The 17,995-nt window shown below is 54.6% G+C and carries 13 protein-coding genes; 7 read left to right on the top strand and 6 right to left on the bottom strand.

The features are described 5' to 3' along the window. Positions 1 to 38 precede the first annotated feature (38 nt). From KTE_RS40330 to KTE_RS40315, 4 genes are all read right to left on the bottom strand, one after another. The gene (locus KTE_RS40330; protein WP_201391947.1) at positions 39 to 1,361 is read right to left on the bottom strand and encodes a WD40 repeat domain-containing protein; all 1,323 of its coding nucleotides are present in this window, start codon (positions 1,359 to 1,361) and stop codon (positions 39 to 41) included. Beyond that, a complete protein-coding gene (locus KTE_RS40325; RefSeq protein WP_201391945.1) occupies positions 1,358 to 2,002 on the bottom strand; it encodes an RNA polymerase sigma factor in 645 nt (214 codons plus the stop codon). Before KTE_RS40325 ends, KTE_RS40330 begins: the two co-directional genes overlap by 4 nt. 164 nt (positions 2,003 to 2,166) lie before the next feature. Next, positions 2,167 to 2,484 carry a hypothetical protein gene (locus KTE_RS40320; RefSeq protein ID WP_201391943.1) on the bottom strand — a complete coding sequence of 106 codons (318 nt, stop codon included), beginning with the start codon at positions 2,482 to 2,484 and terminating at the stop codon, positions 2,167 to 2,169. Continuing rightward, a complete protein-coding gene (locus KTE_RS40315) occupies positions 2,481 to 3,428 on the bottom strand; it encodes an AraC family transcriptional regulator (RefSeq protein WP_201391941.1) in 948 nt (315 codons plus the stop codon). Before KTE_RS40315 ends, KTE_RS40320 begins: the two co-directional genes overlap by 4 nt. A gap of 230 nt (positions 3,429 to 3,658) precedes the next feature. Here KTE_RS40315 and KTE_RS40310 point away from each other — a divergent pair, with 230 nt between their 5' ends. From KTE_RS40310 to KTE_RS50255, 3 genes are all read left to right on the top strand, one after another. Further along, complete coding sequence (locus KTE_RS40310) at positions 3,659 to 4,702, top strand: zinc-dependent alcohol dehydrogenase family protein (RefSeq protein WP_201391939.1); 1,044 nt, start codon at positions 3,659 to 3,661, stop codon at positions 4,700 to 4,702. A 220-nt stretch (positions 4,703 to 4,922) separates the two neighbouring features. Then, entirely contained in the window at positions 4,923 to 5,462 is a 540-nt protein-coding gene (locus tag KTE_RS40305) for a hypothetical protein (RefSeq protein WP_201391937.1), read from the top strand. Further along, positions 5,411 to 5,668 carry a dihydrofolate reductase family protein gene (locus KTE_RS50255; RefSeq protein WP_201394557.1) on the top strand — a complete coding sequence of 86 codons (258 nt, stop codon included), beginning with the start codon at positions 5,411 to 5,413 and terminating at the stop codon, positions 5,666 to 5,668. The genes KTE_RS40305 and KTE_RS50255 overlap by 52 nt, the downstream gene beginning before the upstream one ends. Positions 5,669 to 6,109: 441 nt before the next feature. Here the strand turns inward: KTE_RS50255 and KTE_RS40295 are convergent, their stop codons facing one another. Next, entirely contained in the window at positions 6,110 to 7,345 is a 1,236-nt protein-coding gene (locus tag KTE_RS40295) for an RNA-guided endonuclease TnpB family protein (protein ID WP_201391935.1), read from the bottom strand. Between the two features lie 382 nt (positions 7,346 to 7,727). Here KTE_RS40295 and KTE_RS40290 point away from each other — a divergent pair, with 382 nt between their 5' ends. From KTE_RS40290 to KTE_RS40280, 3 genes are all read left to right on the top strand, one after another. After that, positions 7,728 to 9,566, top strand: a complete 1,839-nt coding sequence (locus KTE_RS40290) for an N-acetylmuramoyl-L-alanine amidase (protein WP_236600957.1) — start codon at positions 7,728 to 7,730, stop codon at positions 9,564 to 9,566. 233 nt (positions 9,567 to 9,799) lie between these two features. Further along, entirely contained in the window at positions 9,800 to 10,777 is a 978-nt protein-coding gene (locus KTE_RS40285; RefSeq protein ID WP_201391933.1) for a CapA family protein, read from the top strand. A gap of 590 nt (positions 10,778 to 11,367) precedes the next feature. Then, positions 11,368 to 13,194, top strand: a complete 1,827-nt coding sequence (locus KTE_RS40280; RefSeq protein WP_201391931.1) for a heparinase II/III family protein — start codon at positions 11,368 to 11,370, stop codon at positions 13,192 to 13,194. On the opposite strand, the gene KTE_RS40275 is transcribed toward KTE_RS40280, so the two are convergent. Beyond that, the gene (locus KTE_RS40275) at positions 13,184 to 15,058 is read right to left on the bottom strand and encodes a glycoside hydrolase family 15 protein (protein WP_201391929.1); all 1,875 of its coding nucleotides are present in this window, start codon (positions 15,056 to 15,058) and stop codon (positions 13,184 to 13,186) included. The genes KTE_RS40280 and KTE_RS40275 overlap by 11 nt on opposite strands. Positions 15,059 to 15,692: 634 nt before the next feature. Here KTE_RS40275 and KTE_RS40270 point away from each other — a divergent pair. Continuing rightward, positions 15,693 to 17,930: a PAS domain S-box protein gene (locus KTE_RS40270; protein WP_201391928.1), complete on the top strand. Its 2,238-nt coding sequence runs from the start codon at positions 15,693 to 15,695 to the stop codon at positions 17,928 to 17,930. Positions 17,931 to 17,995 lie beyond the last annotated feature (65 nt).

The raw sequence follows: 17,995 nt of genomic DNA, 5'->3' as shown, positions 1-17,995 counted from the left end.
TGTCCCTATTTCTCGCCACAGTTTTGCATATGAAAACCCTATGGTCCGGGTTCTACGTTCCAGACCTGGACCGAGTGGTCCTCACCGCCTGAAGCGATCTTCTTGCCGTTGGGCGACCAGGCGACGGCATCGACAACATTGTTATGCCCTCGATAGCTCAAAAGCGTCTCGCCCGTACTGGCGCTCCAAACCTGGACCGTGAAATCATGGCTGCCTGAAGCGATCTTACTCCCATCCGGTGACCAGGCCACCGACGTCACCTCTCCACTATGCCCATGATAAGTTAAGAGGCGTTGACCAGTCGTGGCATCCCAGACCTGGACGGTGGCATCACGGCCCCCAGTCGCGATTTTCTTGCCATCAGGTGACCAGGCCAGGCTATCCACGGGATCGTTAATGTCGTATCTATAGTCGAGGTAGGTAAAACCAGTATGAGCATCCCAAACCTCCACATGGTTATTACGTCCGCCCGACGCGATCTGCTTGCCGTTAGGGGACCAGGCCAGCGCGCTAACTGGTTCCTTGCGATTATCGTAGGTGAGCAGGGTCTGGCCAGTATAGGCGGTCCAGACGCGGACAGTATGATCCCAACTTCCCGACGCGATATCATGCCCATCGGGTGACCAGGCTAACGTCGTGACTTCCGCAGTGTGCCCGGTATAGGTCAACCGATTCTGACCAGTGAAGGCATCCCAGACCTGGACGGTATGATCCCAGCTGCCCGAGGCAATGTGCCGCCCATCGGGTGACCAGGCGACTGTATCAACGACTTTTGCATGTCCATGATAGACACTGACCAGTTCACCCGATTTTGCCTTCCAGACCTGGACGGTGTTATCCCAACTCGCGGAGGCAACATACTGTCCATCAGGCGACCAGGCCACCGCGCTGACAAAATCTGTGTGCTGGCGGTAGGTCGTAACCGCGACTCCCACCTGGCTGGCTAAATTCGTGGCGGCCAGGTAGAAATTCCCCAGTAGCATGACGCCAAAGAGAATACAGGCCACTGCCAGAAACGGGAAGACCCGCTGCCAGCGTTGCGGTGGATGGACGTTAGGATGGCTTATACGCGACTGGATGTCGGCAAAACTCTGTGCCGACCTATGCACCGGGGTATCCTCATGCTTTAGCTGTTGACTATGTTGTTCTAGCAAAAGCGAGATACGCGGAATGGGTTGCACACTAGGGGCAGGGAGACGTTTCAGTGCTGAAGCAAAAAACAGGTAATCCTCTCGCGCCTGGCGACAGGAGGCACACGTTTTCAGGTGTGCCGCTAACGCTTCTTGTTCGGTGGCGGAGAGATCTTCGGGCTTGCGCGCCAGCTTCTCCTTCCACCTGGCACACTGAGAAAAGAGATTCATTGCGCTTTTCCTCCCATGCCAGGTTTGCTATAGGTATCCACATATTTGCGATAGATCTGGCGCAGATCCTTTAAACCTCGACTGACATATTTGCTCACACTAGTTTCCTTCATACCAAGTAGTTCAGCAATTTTGTTCTGGGGAAGATCCTCAATGAGATGGAGAATCAGGCAGGGGCGATAGGTGGGCGAGACCTTCTCCAACGCCATTCGCAGCAGTTCTAGCTCTTCAACCCTCTTCTCAGGCCCTTCGATATAGAGATCATCGGATTGCTCCAGGTAGATCTCAAGCGACAACTCTTTTTTGTGCCGGGCGTGCTTCTTTAAATAGGTATAGGCACAATTGGTCGCGATGCGGTAGAGCCAACCAAGAAAATGCGTTGGTGAGCGCAGGCCGGGTAAGTAGGTCCAGACCTTGACAAAGGTCTCCTGCGTCAGCTCGCAGCCAACGCCATCATTCCCCACCATACGGCTCAGGTATCTGCTAATCTGGTTATTGTACAATTCATACAAAGCTTCAAAGGCCCGTATATCGCCCAGTTGGGCCTGGGTCACGAGTGCGATCACCTCATTCTCGACCGCTGCACCACTCCCGCTCCTCTCGGCATCTGGGAATGACTGATCCTCAATCAAATACGCCATTACCACGCTCCTTGTGAGCAGACACCCTTGTCTGCTTGTTTATCCCTCGCTCTACCCTCACTTATTGATGCGCTGCATATCCTTTGAAAGATTCAAATCCATGAGTGCAGTTCGCGACGCCGTTTCACCACAGAACCTGCATGCTTGAAAGGGTATTTTCCTGTCTACTTATTATGACTCACTTCCTGCCCAAAACCTGACAATTCTTTGAGTTCTTGGCGAAAACTCATACTGAGGTGTAGATTTTGTTTTTGCACTGGAGTGATGCTGACTTTGCACTGGAGTGTGCGGTGCTGTTTTGGAGTAAGCAAACGAAGGGTGATATTTCTTGTGTACTCCAGAAGAACACCACAACTGCGCCAAAGCATTCTTTCGGCTTTTCCCTTGAAGAGATGCAGACGACCATTGCCAGCACATATGAGGACAGTGATCTGTTGCTTGAGGCAGATTATGCTTTGTGGCGGATGTGTCTTCTGGCTCATCCGCCAGTGCTTGCCCTGGTGGCTTCCCGCAGCTGTTGTACGTCGCGTAAGGGTGGGTTGCCGAAGAGGCTTTTGTACTCCCGATTGAAGTGAGAGGCGTCATTATACCCCACCCGATAGGCGGCACTTGCTGCGTCGAGGTCTTCGCTGAGCATCAGACGCCGGGCCTCCTGCAGCCGCATTCGCTTCTGGAATTGTGAAGGGCTCATTGCCGTGACGGCTTTGAAGTGGTGGTGCAATCCCGAGAGACTCATGCCTAGCTCGTGTGCCAGCTGCTCGACGCGCAGTGGCTGGTCAAACTCTTGCCGGATTCGTTCGACCGCTCTGGCAATGGAGGGGGTGTGGCCCCCTACGATTGCCAGGTGACGGAGCCGGTTCCCTTGCTCTCCTCTCAGGAGTCGGTAGATAATTTCCCGCATAATCAGAGGCTGGAGGAACGGTGCTTCGTCAGGGGCATCCAGGAGCCTTGTGAGCCGCACGAAGGCGTCGAGCAGATTTCCACCCAACAGGCTGACATCCATAGCTCTCACACTGGTATGATCTCTCAGAGAGGCCTGACCGGACTCAAGCATGACCGCGCTGACGAGGCTGGGAGGCAGAGCGAGGCGGAGACTGAAGTAGGGTTGCTCCTTCGAGGCTTCCAGGACATGGCTGATGTGGGGGAGTTCCATAGTGACAAGCAGATAATGTAAAGGATCGTACTGGTAGCGACTGTCCCCAAAAAGGATCTGTTTGCTGCCCTGAGCAATCATACATACCGATGGCTCAAACACGCCGGGAAGCGGCTCCGTCGGCGAGGAGGAGCGAGTGAGGTACATCCCTTGGAGCGGTTGCACGGTCCCATCTTCGCGCACAGCCCGCGCAATCCGCTCCACTAATTCCTTGCGGTTGGCTTGCAGCGGTACGGACTCGTGTTCTGCCTGATGGTTGATCACCACATTCATAGCAACCTCTCTCCTCATTTCTCCATAGCCCTTCTGGACGATTTACAAAATTATTCAATTATTTGCGCTAATTATTCTACCACTCTGTGCCAAGGTGCGTCTATAATGACCGACAGAGAACCCTCTGGGGAAGGGCTTCATGAGTGGAAAGAGCGCTGAGCAAGAAAAGGAGGGTTTATGACGTACGGAACATTTTGCTTCCTGACTGGTAAAAAGGAGATGGAGTCATTATGAAAGCGGCAATTTTTCGCGGCGCAGGCAAAATAGAAGTTGATGAGCGGCCAGATCCGGTCATTCAAGAACAGACCGACGCTATCGTGCGCGTCGTACTGGCCTGTGTGTGCGGTTCTGACCTCTGGTATTACCGAGGTCTCATGTCACATCCAGAGGGGCCAATCGGCCATGAGTTCATTGGTGTGGTTGAGGAAATCGGCTCAGAGGTGAAAACTCTTCAAAAGGGTGATTTTGTGATTGCACCGTTTGCCTTTAGCGACGGCACGTGCCCAAACTGTCAGGCCGGTTTTCACACGGCCTGTACGCACGGCGGCTTCTTTGGCCAGGGGATCGAAGGCGATGGTGGACAGGCAGAGTTGACGCGTGTCCCACACGCTGACGGCACCCTCGTCGTCGTTCCCGGTTCCAATTTTTCGGATGAAACACTGGCTTCGCTCTTGACCCTTTCAGACGTGATGGGGACTGGCTATCATGCGGCAGTATCGGCTGGTGTGAAACAGGATGACACCGTTGCGGTTGTTGGCGACGGTGCGGTTGGCTTATCTGCTGTGCTGTCCGCCAAACTCCTCGGTGCCAAGCGCATTATTGCGATGAGTCGCCACGCTGAGCGCCAAGCGCTTGCTCGTGAGTTCGGTGCAACTGACATTGTCGAGGAGCGAGGCGATGAGGCAATCAAAGCCATTATGGCTTTGACTGATGGCATCGGTGTGGACGCGGTGCTTGAGTGCGTCGGGACAATGGAAGCGAATCAGACGGCCTTTGCGATTGCGCGGGCCGGTGCCATTGTTGGCCGCGTTGGGATGCCTCACAATGTAGAGATTCCCGCCGAGGGGACATTCTATCGCAATGTTGGGATGCGCGGTGGTCCCGCGCCGGTTCGTGCCTATATGGCTGAACTGTTGGATGCGGTCCTCGCTGGCAAGATTCACCCTGGTCGGGTCTTTGATTTCACCACCGATCTTGACCATATTGCCGATGCCTATGCCGCGATGGATGAACGCCGTGCGATTAAATCGCTGGTCAAAATAGAGATATTATAGAGAACGTGAAAGAAACGGTTGTACACCGTACAGTCGTCTTCACGATACTTCTCATGAGTTCTTAAATGGTAGTGCTGGGTGTGGTGGGTGTGATTACTGCACTACCTCGAACGCTGATGGAAAAGGTTGTTCCGAAGCAAGCCCGGGTATCAACGTTGATGACTGTATCGCGGAACAAGCATAATGGGAAAAGAGTAAAATAAGTAACAGGGGAGTTGATATGCATCCTAAAGTTATTTGTCATATGGTCAGCTCAATTGATGGTCGCCTGCTCGTTGATCGGTGGACCAAACCTGCCGCTGGAATCGATGGGAAACGTTTGAACGAATACTACAATCACATTGCCCAGCGATTTCATGCTGACGGCTGGATGGTTGGACGCAAGACGATGGAGGAGTATGCCAAAGGCACTGTCCGTGAGGGAGAAAAACCGATGATTGACCTGCGCGAACCGTTTATCGGCAACCGTAACGGGCGCGATGTCGCGGTAGTCATCGATCTTCATGGGAAGCTTCATTACGGGCAAGACCACGCCGATGGCGATCACATTATCGCTGTTCTCGGCGAGAACATATCGGACGATTACCTCGCTGAGCTTTATCATGACGGTGTTTCCTACCTCTTCACCGTCTCGAAGGACAATAGAGGCAAAGACTTCCAAGGTGGAGAGTTGCAGTATGCGATGAATATTCTCGGAGACACCTTCGTATCAAAACCCTTCTTCTTGAGGGAGGCGGCATTACGAATGGCATCTTCCTGAAAGCCGGATTGATCGATGAAATCAGCCTGCTGGTCTATCCTGGCATTGACGGCCTTGCTGGTGTGCCGAGCATTTTCGAGTATCTTGGCAAAGCCGATGAACGGCCTGCTGAGGGTCAATCGTTACGCCTTATCGGCACGGAATCCCTAGAGGGAGGGATGGTGTGGCTCCATTATGCGGTGGAGAAAAGACCGTCAGGCCAGTGAGAAAGGACCAGGGGAAGAAGAGCAGGAATAACGATACACTTATGAGCCGGGCTGAAACGTTTCTCCCATTAAGTGGCTCTCCGTCATCTTTCGTGCAATGAAATGCTACCTGAAACCATTATGCCTGACAGAACGGTTATTTGAGCCCAGGGAACAGAGCACTTCCTGCTTATAGCTGTGCTTAGAAAGGAAGATGACGAGAACCCATTAAGTGACTCATCCGCAACTTTTGCGCTGAATTGTAACCTGATACTTTCCTTTCCGGTTTGAGCGCTGCTTTCTCATCAAAAGGTTTTGCGTGAGAGTGCCCGGAGCACGAAAGTTGCGGAAGAGCCTTAGAGTTCACACAACTCGGGGACGGATACAGCGTCCTTTCATTTCTAGTTATAGAAAGCATACAGTATCTTAAAATGATGACCACTATGCCTAGAGGTCATCCGTTCAGACGGCCAGCCGTCTAGGGAGAACTGCGGCTCCCGCTACTCCTCGCCCCACTTGCAAAGGGTCAGAGCTACGTTTGCGTAAAATGTTGTATGATCCGTTGATATCGGCATGAATGAGGCGTCCATCCCTGGCACGATACCAACTGCGAGTCACACGCTTGCCTGAAAACACCGGCTTCTCAGCGGCGTTCGGCTCATAGGTTGGGATGGGGTCGCCGTCCAGAAAACTGGCCTTGCTGGTGTAGCTTTCTTCCTGAAGGATGACCCTGATCCCAACCAGGTGCGCTTTGTAGGTTAACTGCTCAATGAAACGAGCATGGGGAAGCTGCACAAACTGCTGGTTGTTCCTGCGCCCCAGGTTCACATTCTGTTTCCAGAAGGGATTCTTGCCAATCACCAGCGTCCCGATGCCTTCGCTCACCAACAGATCAATGATCCGACGGCTGGCCATGTGTAAATACGCATCCACACGGCGATTGCGCTTCGTCGTCACACGATCCAGGTGGCGTGAGGTGTATCGGTTCTCATGCGCGAGGCGTTGCTGCTGCTTGGCGCGCTCTTTGTTGTAGCACTGATTGAGGCTTTTGAGGGGTTTGCCACTCACCAGACGAGGCACAAAACCAGGCTTGTCGCTGGTGATGGCTGCCAGCACATTGACGCCCACATCCACGGCTGCTCGAAGCTGTGGGTTGACCGCAGCCGGTTGGATCTCCTGCTCATAGACGACCTCGACCATGTAGCCATCAGCGCGTGGAACGATGCGAACCTGCCTGATGGCTTCCCAAGTGATCTGAGTCGCGATCTCGATGGACAATCCTGATGGGACGAGCTTGCCCGTGCGCTTGAATGCCCTCTTGCCCAGGGCTTTTTTCTCGTAGATGAGCAGGAAGCGGCCTTTGGTCTTGTCTTGATAGCCAGGGATCTTGGGGCGTCCTGTAAAGGGAGTGGGGTCTTGGCGGTAGGCTTCCATCCCTTCAAAAAAGCTGACCCAATTGTCGTGAAGCTGAATCAGGATGGCATTGCTGACTTTGCGAGGCAGGGCACAATAGGCCTCATGGTGTTTCAGGCGATGGAAGATGGCGGCGTAGGGCAGGTAGGTTCCCTCGTGAATGAAGGCTTGCCGGACGTGGTAATTGGCCTGGTTGTACAGGTTTTTGGAGGCAAAGGCCGCCTGGTCAATGACGGCAAAGCGTGCATCCTGGTGACGAATAAGATGTCGTTCGACCAACTGCATCTGGTGGGCTCCTCCCTTTCCAACAACACGTCATTCGAGTCGATGTGCCTCTCTCTTGTCGTTTCACAAAAGAACATTCTTTCCAATAGAACTCTACCAGAGACACCTTCATTTGTCAACATCTGGCATAATTGCTTGGAAACGTTTTTAACACCCGTCCCCTCCCCCTGCTCCCTTGCCACTCCAAAACAGCACCACTTTCACTCCAGTGCAAAGTCAAACTTTACAGCACTGATCCCCTCCGCTAAAGCTGGTCAATATGTTATTCTTAATATTGGTGGTGATGGATTCGGATTGGAACCTATCATCACTGGTTTTCCCCGACCCTCTGCTCGCTCGCATCTTTTGTGAAACATGTATTGCATGGAGGTAGTACTTAACTATGATGCATCGACGCATAGCTTTCGCTCGTCTCTCACTCCCAGCCTTGTTTACCTTGCTTGTACTGCTTGCCGGGCTCCTGGGAGAACCTTCCCCAGCCAGCGCACAAACGGTCAGCAGCGGCGCAATCGGCTCGGCCTTCGAACAGGCCAGCAGCGAATTCGGCGTGCCCGCCACCCTGCTTAAAGCCCTCTGCTACATGGAGGGACGCCTGAGCATGCACCACGGCTCTCCCAGCATCGACAACGGCTTTGGCTGCATGCACCTGGTCAAAAACAAGCACACCGATACTCTCGACCAGGCCGCCAGCCTGCTGCACGTCAATGCAGCTCAGTTCAAGACCGACATCGCCACCAATATCCGCGGCGGCGCAGCGGTCCTGCGGGCCGAGGCCTTACGGCTCTCTGCCAGTCATACCCTGCCCGCCAATCTCTCCGGCTGGTATGGTGCGGTTGCCGCGTACAGCCACGCCACTGTGCGCTCGACTGCGCTGATGTATGCCGATGCGCTCTACCAGATTCTGAACACCGGCTTCAATATCCAGAGCGACACCGGAGAGATGGTAACCCTGGCGGCTCAGGCGGTCAAGCCCAATAAGGCTACGGCTGCGGCAGTCCAGGGGACCAGCACACTGCCAGCTGGCTGCAGCAATACGCCAACCGGCGATTATTCTGCCGCGGTCAACTGCATTCTGGATCCCAACACCTTCGACTGCACACTATCCCAAACTGTCTACCCGCCCTGCAACTACGAGGAGCGCACTGATGCGGGCTACCCGCTGCCAGTGGACTACGTGGTCATCCATGACACCGAAGGCTCCTTGCAGGACGCCCTCAATGTTTTCCAGAACACCGATCCTCAAACTGCCCCTGGTGCCGCCGCCAACTATATTGTGGACTCGGATGGCACGGTTTATCAGGTAGTCCATGATGCGGATTTTACATATAACTGTGGCAACTACTGGTATAATCAGCATTCGGTCGGTATCGAACACGTGGGCTTCGATGCGACCGGGTTCCAGTGGTACAACGCGGCCCAGTACCTGGGTTCGGCCAAGCTGGTGGCCTATTTGCTCACCAAGTACCATCTGCCACTGTCTCGCAATGATATCGTGGCGCATGGCACGGTGCCACCCCCGTTGTATCCGTACGGCCCTAACCACGTTGATCCAGGTCCATACTGGATGTGGGACTACTACTTGGGGCTGATCCATCAGCAGGGTATCCCCTATCCGCAGGAGGCCCCCACGAAGGGAACCATCGAGCTGCACACGAAAAATCATCTGGAGAAAGGCGGAGTGGAATCGCCTGCCGACTTCAACTTCTACTATCTCTACAATGGTCCCAGCACCGCCTCGGGGCGCATCCCGCAGTATAGCGACCCCACCGACATTACCGACGAGACGAACAATATCGAGACAGATATCAGCTATGCCTACCTGGCTAAGGTCAAGGATCCGGTAGGGACAGGAGATACGCTATACGAGATCTGGTATGGCGAAGATGACCAGGTTCACTTGAATCCCTCCAGCCAGTTCGAGGACGGGAAACTGGTCTGGCTGGCGGTTCCTCCGGGAGCTAATGTCACCGAGGGAACGGGCACGCTGGTGAGCATCAACGAGAGTGGGGTCTCTCAAGTCTTCGTCTATGGCAATCCCATTCCCGGCCATATTCTGGGTGGCGTCCCCAATGGGGCGATTTTTGACTCGGGATATACCATCGTGCAGGATAACTCCACTACCCTGTGGTATGAGATCAACTTCTCCCATCGCCAGGCTTGGATCCCGGCCAGCGAAGTCACGATCGTCCATGCCACACAGACCCAACAAATTCAGAAATAGACATGTAAGAGGAACGGGGTATAAACGTACTAATGAAATGGGGGCCCAGTCCTCTTTTTGAGAGGGGGCCCCCATCTCATTAGTAAATTGCATCGACCCAAGAGGTGACTATGGCCCACCTTTGTGGAGGGAGGAAACTTGAAAGAGAGAGCTTCATCAAGGAGCGTGAGCATCATGGCAAAAGAGCAAAAGGCGTCTACTTGAATGGTTCATGGCGAGGAAGGAGAAGGCATATGCGACTTCTCTTCGTTGGCGATGTGATGCTGGGGCGGCTCATAAATCAGATTTTAATGGAAGAGCCTCCAACCTATCCGTGGGGGGATACATTATCTCTTTTCCAGCAGGCAGATGTGCGCATCTGTAACCTCGAATGTGCCCTGGCGGATCATGGATCGTTCTGGAGAGCGACCCCCAAAGTATTTCACTTTCGCTCAGATGCAAAAAATGTAGATGCCCTCAAGGCGGCTCATATTACTGCAGTGTCGCTTGCCAATAATCATGCCCTTGATTTTCATTACGAAGGATTGTTTGAGACGCTTGAAGTGGTGCGTGCTGCTGGCATGTACGCCGCGGGAGCTGGTCGAAAGAAGGCTGAGGCCGCCGAAGTGGCGTTGTGGGAAGCACAGGGGAAGAGGTTGGGGCTGATCGCGTTGACGGATAACCAGCCAGAATGGGAGGCAACTGAAGAACTGCCCGGAGTGTGGTATGTGCCTATTGACTTGAAGGATGAGCGGGCCGGAGAACTCTTGGAGATCGTCAGGAAGGCGAAAGAGAAGGTGGACCTGCTGATCGTATCGGCTCATTGGGGACCAAACTGGGGCTATACCCCGCCAGCGGAGCAGATCCCCTTTGCGCATGCTTTGATCGAGCAGGGAGCTGACATTGTTTTTGGTCATTCCGGTCATGTAGTGCGCGGAATCGAGCTGTACAAAGAGAGACCGATTCTGTATTGCGCTGGTGATTTTATTGATGATTACGCGGTTGATCGTATTGAGCGCAACGATCTTAGCTTCATTTTTCTGGTGGAGGTAGAGGATCAGAGGATCAGGGGGCTACGGCTCTATCCTACGGTGATTCAAGATTTTCAAGCGCGGCGGGCATGGGATCAAGAGAGGGAGATCGTGGTGGCGACAATGCAGAAGCTCTGTGCAGAACTGCGAACATCAACCGTATGGAATGAGCAGGATGCGTTTCTAGAGATCCAGATGTGACGACTCCCCACGGATAAATCCGGGGGCTTCTCAGCAAACCGAAGTTTCCTGAAGGCTCCGTCCGAGCCAATACGTGTTTGCTCTCTTGGATGGCAAGGCGGCTTTGAAGCTCTTAAAAGACCTCACCGAGAGGGCACAGGGACACTTGTACGCAAGTGCTTTTACGCAAGGGAACGATTTACCTTGCAACGCCCAAACACTTTTCAGTTGTGTCTGTACCAAAACACTTGTTCTAGTATAGTGTAAAAGGTGGATAGTGTCAAGAGAGGGATATCCCCAACCACCCTATCCGCCTTCAAAGGACTCGCTTCTATCCCTAGGGCTAAAGCCCAGGGTTTTACGCTCGGGTCGATAAGGGCCGCGATTAGTTCCCCTGTATTGAACTCTTCTACAGGGCTTTGGGCCACTCCATCGTTTGCAACACTCACACCTTTAATTGATGGCTGCAGACCCACTTTCTTGCTCAAAACCCCTTCTGGCAAGGAATTGCCGACTGGACTACTCGAAAAGCATGGAGTGATCAGCAGGCGCTGGTCGATGAGCATATTTTCTGGAACCGATCAGGTAGATGATTAGAAAGGCAAGGGTACATGGCATCTTCTTTATCATCCATTTTCGGCGTGACACTACAACAACTGCAACAACTGCTACCCACGCGGGGTCTGGCTTTCCCTGAACTGGAGAAGGCGCGTTCAGCGCGGCAGCGGCTGGAGCGTGCGCCGCAAACCCAGCGTGTGCTCCAGCAGACGGAGCCCCTGCTGGCCGGGATCGGGACAATCCCGCAGACCACCTATACAGCGTATCGCCTATTTCGCGAGAGCGGGGAGCGCAGCCGCTACGAGGCCGCGTATTTTCTCAAGCGAGCACGCCTCTCCGCCGCCGCGCTGCGTCTGTTCCTCGGCCAGACAGCTTTACGCGACGTTGTACAGGATTATCTCTGGAGCATCTGTGAAGAGAGCAACTGGGTGCTTCCAGCCCATGAGCGGGATCTGATCGATCTCTTTGCCGCCGAAACGGGTTATTTGCTGGCCGAAACCCTCCTCCTGCTCGGCGAGACTCTTAATGAGGAGGTGCGCCAGCGGGTCCGCTCGGAGATTGAGCACAGAATTTTCGAGCCGTATCTGCGTTTCTTTCACCTGCATACCTGGTATCAGGGGGCGAGCAACTGGAATGGCGTTTGCAATAGTTCGGTCGCGGCAACCTTCCTTCTGCTGGAGCCGGAGCCGGCGCGAATACAGCGCGCCCTGGAAATTGCCCTCACCGGGCTGCACACCTTTGTGGAAACGGCTTTCGCAGAAGATGGTAGCTCAAGCGAGGGGGTAGCCTACTGGCATTACGGCCTGTTCAACGTTGTGGCTCTCTCAGAGCTTTTGTACGCGTATAGTGCTGGCCAGATCGATCTGCTCGCGGGCGAGAAGTTGAAGCTGATCGCGGCCTTTCCCGCGAAAATGCAACTCTCTGGCGCCAACTTTGCCAGCTTCGCCGATTGCGATGAACATGTTGGCTTTCATCCTGGCATCCTCACGCGCCTGGCGCTGCGTACTGGCGAGTTAACTCTACTCAATCTGCTTACCCAGCCAGAAGACCCGGACAACAATTGGCGCCTGCCCATGATGCTGCGCGATATCCTCTGGTGGGACGGTAGCCAGCCTGCAAGCATTCCACCAGAGGACACTCAACTACCAGCGGGTGGGACCGCACGGCTGGTAACGCAAACTGAGCAGGGGGCGCCAGTCGTGTTGAGCGTCAAAGCGGGGCACAACGACGAAGAGCACAATCACAATGATGTGGGCAGCTTCCTTCTGCACATCGCCGGCGAAAATCTGCTGACAGACCCCGGCCGGGGACTCTATTCACGGGACTACTTCGGGCCGCGCCGCTACGAGAACATTTTCGCCAATTCCTACGGGCACAGCGTCCCACGCATCGATGGCCTGTTGCAGGGTACTGGCCGCGCTTTCTCTGGTGCGCTCCAGGGAAGCGTGGACGCCAGTGACTCGGATGGAGAAAAACGGATCGCGCTCGAATTTGCCGCGGCCTACCCCTGTCCAGATCTGCTTAGCGCCCGCCGCGAACTGCGCTTGATCACGCGAGGAGCCGGGGCGGGTAGTGTCTGGCTACACGACCATTTTCAGTTTGCTCAGGGAAGCCACCAGGTCGAAGAAGCCTTTATTACCTGGTTGGATTGCGAAGTCGACGGAGCCATTGCCATCCTCCACGGCCAGCACCATAATCTGCGCCTGTCCATCGAACAGCCCCAGGGATTGCAATTCTGCCTGGAACACCTGGAAGAGCAAAGCCAGGCCAACCATAAAACGCAGGTACTGAAACGTCTGACCATTGCGCTGCCAGAGGGGGTAGAGGCCGATGTATATGTACGGGTAACTCATGTACAACAACACATTGCTAGAGGCTAAGGTAGAGCTGACTCATTCCCTTCTTCATGGCTTTATCGACGCTGAGGCAGGCGTGGATCAGGGCCAGGTGGGTGAAGGCCTGGGGAAAATTGCCGAGGGCTTCGCCGGTCGTGGCAAGCTCCTCGGAGTAGAGGCCCAGGTGATTGGCATATGACAGCAGGTGTTCAAGGGAGAGGCGTGCCTCTTCCAGGCGACCAGTCTGGGCCAGGACCTCTATCAACCAGAAGCTACAGATGTTGAACGTTCCTTCGTGGCCCGCTAAGCCGTCATCGGCGGCCGTGCCGACATCATAGCGATAGACATGTGGCATATGCGTGAGCTCACGTTGAATGCATTCTATGGTCTTCACCATACGTGGATCGCGAGCATCCAGAAAGCCGGTCAGCGCGAGCAGCAGCGCGCTTGCATCCACAGCCTTGCTACCGTAATACTGCACAAAGCTGCCTTTCTCCTCATCCCAGCCTTTTTCCATAATCTCGTGATAGATCTGCATACTGATTGCTTGCCACTTCTCCAGTGGGGCGGGTAAGCCTCGCTCGCGCGCGATACGCAGGGCGCGGTCAAAGGCCACCCAGCTCATCAGGCGCGAATGCAGGAAATGCCTGGTTCCACCGCGCACCTCCCAGATGCCCTCATCCGGCTTCTGCCAGTGCTGAGCCAGCCAGTCAAGCTGCTGACAGAGTTGCTGCCAGCCCTCATAGCTCGGACCACGATAATGCGTATGGAGGTAAATGACATCTAGCAGCTCGCCATAAATGTCTAGCTGGCGTTGTGTGGCAGCGCCATTGCCAATCCTCACCGGGCGGCTCTGGCGATATCCCTCCAGGTGGTCAAGATGAATTTCGGGCATCTCGTGTCCACCATGGATGGTATACATAGGTTGAAGTTCGCCCCCCTCCTGGAGTTCACGTACCCGCGCGCCCAGCCAGCCCATAAAGTCATCGGCCTCCTGAGTGAAGCCCAGAGCCAGCAGGCTATCCAGGGTAAAGGCTGCGTCGCGAAACCAGGTAAAGCGATAATCCCAGTTGCGCTCGCCGCCGATGCCTTCGGGCAGGCTGGTGGTTGGCGCGGCCACGATGGCGCCGGTTGGCGCATACGTCAGCAGCTTGAGGGCCAGGGCGGAGCGCTGGACCGCTTCGCGCCAGCGCCCTTGATACTGGCACTGGCTGATCCAGCGCAGCCAAAAGCGCCGCGTCTCCTTAAATTGCACGTCATATTCTGCCTGCGTTACCGGGTGAGGGAGAAGATCCTGGTCGCGCGCGCTATCCAGGGCAAAGATGGCGGATTGATCTTCGGTGAGCGTAAACGTTGCCTGCGCGCCCTGCTGCCCATCATCGGTTAGAGGTACTGAGGAGGAGTGGGCCAGCGTCAAAGCGGGGCTGCGGAAGACGGCCCCATACTTGGTCATTTCTAACGTGTGCGTGTCTCGGGCATAGTTAAAGGCGGGGCGGCAGGTGAGCTGGAAGGTGAGCGATCCATGTACAATATGCACCATGCGGATGAGGTGATGCTCATGATGCTCACTTCCTCTTCGTTTAATGGGCATAAAATCGGTCACTTCGCCGATTCCCTCGCTCGTCATAAAGCGCGTTATCAGAATATTTGTCTCGGGGAAATACAGTTGTTTCGTACTCAACGGCTCTTCACCGACAGGAGCAATACGGAATGCTCCTCCTTTTTCGGCATCAAGTAGCGCGCCAAAAACGCTTGGAGAGTCAAAATCAGGGAGACAGCACCAATCAATTGAGCCATTTTTCCCTACCAGGGCCACCGTGTAGAGATCGCCAATCATGCCATACGCTTCAATCGGAAGATAGCGGATCTCTGTGGACGCCTGGACCTGTTTCGCTTGTGTTTTTGACATAGGGGTTCCCTTCTCTCTGAAGACTGACTCTCAACTCTTCCCTCTCCTTGCAGTATAAGGCTGTTTGATAAGGACTGTGGACAACTACTCTTTCAGTTGTGCAGGCGAGATAGCACGTTTGGCCGAAGAATGCTCGGGAACCGATTGAGCGACTCCGTTGGAGCGCGCGCAGCTTCATGGTACTCTCAAGTGGCTGGATCAGGGTTTCAGACCACGTGTCTCTTTGCTCATATAGAGTGGGATTCTCAGGATCTTTGGCATCTCTCTCCTCTGCCTCTCAAGGATGAGATCCATCCACGTCACTCCCGCTTCCAGAAAAGAGATGGGGGTCATGTTTCAGCTATCCATGCTGTGATGTGCGAAAAGCCCTACTCGCACGCCAGACAACGTGGGATGCCAGCACTTCTTTGCTCCACTGCTTGATTGACAAGCAACGATGCGCTTGACTTTGATCGCCTATTCTACAATGTAGGGGAAGAGAGAAATTGCCACAGATATCCTTCTCACAGGGCCGCTACTTGTGGAAAAGCGTTCACAGCCCAACGCGCCGTGATCTGTGCTCTCATGCGCGTGCAGGGCAAGGACAGACGCGTTCTCTGTGATCCTGGGACACATGAGGAGGGAGAACAATCCTATGTCTCTGTCTCATTCCCATCAGCAAGAAGAGAGGAAGCAACCATCTCAGGGACACGAGGCACCTGAGTATCGTTTTCTGGCCGTCGTACAAGAGAGTGCCGATGTCTTTTGGATAGTGACTCCCGATGGCTTGATGCAAGAACCCTACCCCAGTTGGCAAACCTTTACCGGACAGCAAGAGCGCGAGTGCCTTGGGCGAGGCTGGCAGAATGCACTGCATCCTGCTGCTCAGCCTCAGATAGCAGAAGCTGCGATCCAAGCCGTCACCACTGGCTCTACCACGAAGAGGGAGTGCCACATTCGTCGGTATGATGGAGCCTACCGCCTGGTAGACCTGCGTGCGATCCCGGTACGCGAGCCTGCTGGATCCATCCGCGAGGTTGTCGTCTGTGGCACGGATATCACTGGGCTGGAACTGAGCGGGCAGATGTGTGACGCACAGGTGCAGTTGGCCATGGCCGCTTCCGGTGTGGGGGCGTGGGATTGGGATCTGGTCACCAATCAGATCATGTGGACCAATCAGTGTAAAGCACTTTGGGGAATGTCGACCGAGACTCCCATCACGTATGAGAGCTTTCTGCAGGCCGTCCATCCCGATGACCGTAAACGGGTAGACCAGCTCCTTGCGTGTGCTCTGGCCGAGCACACGGACTATCAGACGGAGTATCACGTGATCTGGCCTGACGGGAGCATGCATTGGCTCTCAGATAGGGGCCGGGTTATCTCTGATGTGCATGGTAAGCCGATACATATGATTGGAGCCATGATCGATATGACGGACCTCAAGCAAGCTGAGGAGCGCGTCACGACCATTCTCGAAAGTATTAGCGATAGTTTTTGGCATGTCGATACAAGGTGGCGCATCACTTACATGAATCAAAAAGCGGAGGAGCTTTCAGGCAGAAGCCGAGAAAAGGTGCTGGGCCAGTGTCTGTGGGATGTGGTGCCTGATCTTCTTGGTACGCCTTTCGAGCACTACTATCGCGCAGCGATGGCAATGCAGCAAACGATGCACTTTGAAGCGCTCCATCCAACCTACCAGAGATGGATTGATGTGCATGCGTACCCGGCGCAGGATGGGCTCTCTGTGTATTTCCAGGATATCACCGAGCGAAAACACGGAGAAGAAGCATTGCGGGAGAGCGAGATACGGTTTCGTGGGCTCGTGGAGTCCAATATTATTGAGATCGTCGTGGCTGACCCGGAGGGAACCATTTATGAAGCCAACGATGCCTTTCTCTCGCTTTTGGGCTATACTTGTGAGGACCTGGCAGCAGGGGGGATGAACTGGGTAACGATGACGGCCCCAGAAGATCGGGCGCAATCCGTTCATGCTGTAGAGGAACTGCTCGCAACCGGTCGTTTGCAGCCCTTTGAAAAAGACTATGTGACGAAAGATGGCAAACGCGTGCCTGTGCTGATTGGAGGCCCGCTCATCCGCCGGGAAGGCGCCTCTCCGTTACTGCTCGCTTTCGTTTTAGATCTGACCGCCCGCAAAGAGATCGAACGGCAAAAAGACCTCATGCTCGGCATGACCAGCCACGTGTTGAAAACCCCGCTGGCCGCGCTCAAAGGCACGTTCCAATTGCTGCAGCGGCGAGTAAAACGCCTGGGCACCCAGACCGACCACCTGACTCCAGAGGTGAGCGCCTTCTTCAATGACCTTATGGAGCGCCTGGCAGCCAGCGCCCGACAAGTAGATGTCCAAACGCATTTGATCAATGATCTGCTGGATGTCTCGCGAATCACGGCCAATACGCTGGAACTATCATTGGACCACTGTGATCTGGCCTCGATCGTGCGCGAAACCGTCGAGGATCTGCGGGTGACCGCGCCGGAACGCTCACTCCTGCTCGAATTGCCGGAGCACACCACGGTCATGGTGCTTGCCGACCGAGCTCGGATCAGCCAGGTGGTGACGAACTATCTGACCAACGCGATCCGCTATTCGAGCGCAGATCAGCCGATCCACATTGGACTGACCATCCGGGAGGGCGTAGCTCGTGTTTGGGTGCGAGACCAAGGGCCAGGTCTCACCGAAGAGGCTCAAAAGGAATTGTGGCAACGCTTTCACCAGGTCAAGGGAGTACCAGTCCAGAGTGGTTCAGGGAAAGGGTTGGGCCTGGGTTTATATATCTGTCAGACCCTCATCGCCCGACATCACGGAGAGGTGGGTGTAGAGAGCATGCCTGGGAAGGGTTCTACCTTCTGGTTTACCTTGCCTATGGTCAAATGAGCACGAATACAGACTGCTGGTCCCACCCCAGATGCGTAAAGCGTTATCAAAAACATAAGGCGGGC

This window comes from Ktedonobacter sp. SOSP1-85 (assembly GCF_016587415.1).
GTDB lineage: Bacteria > Chloroflexota > Ktedonobacteria > Ktedonobacterales > Ktedonobacteraceae > Ktedonobacter.
Note: the sequence above shows the minus strand (reverse complement) of the source record. Positions and strands in the feature narration are given on the sequence as shown.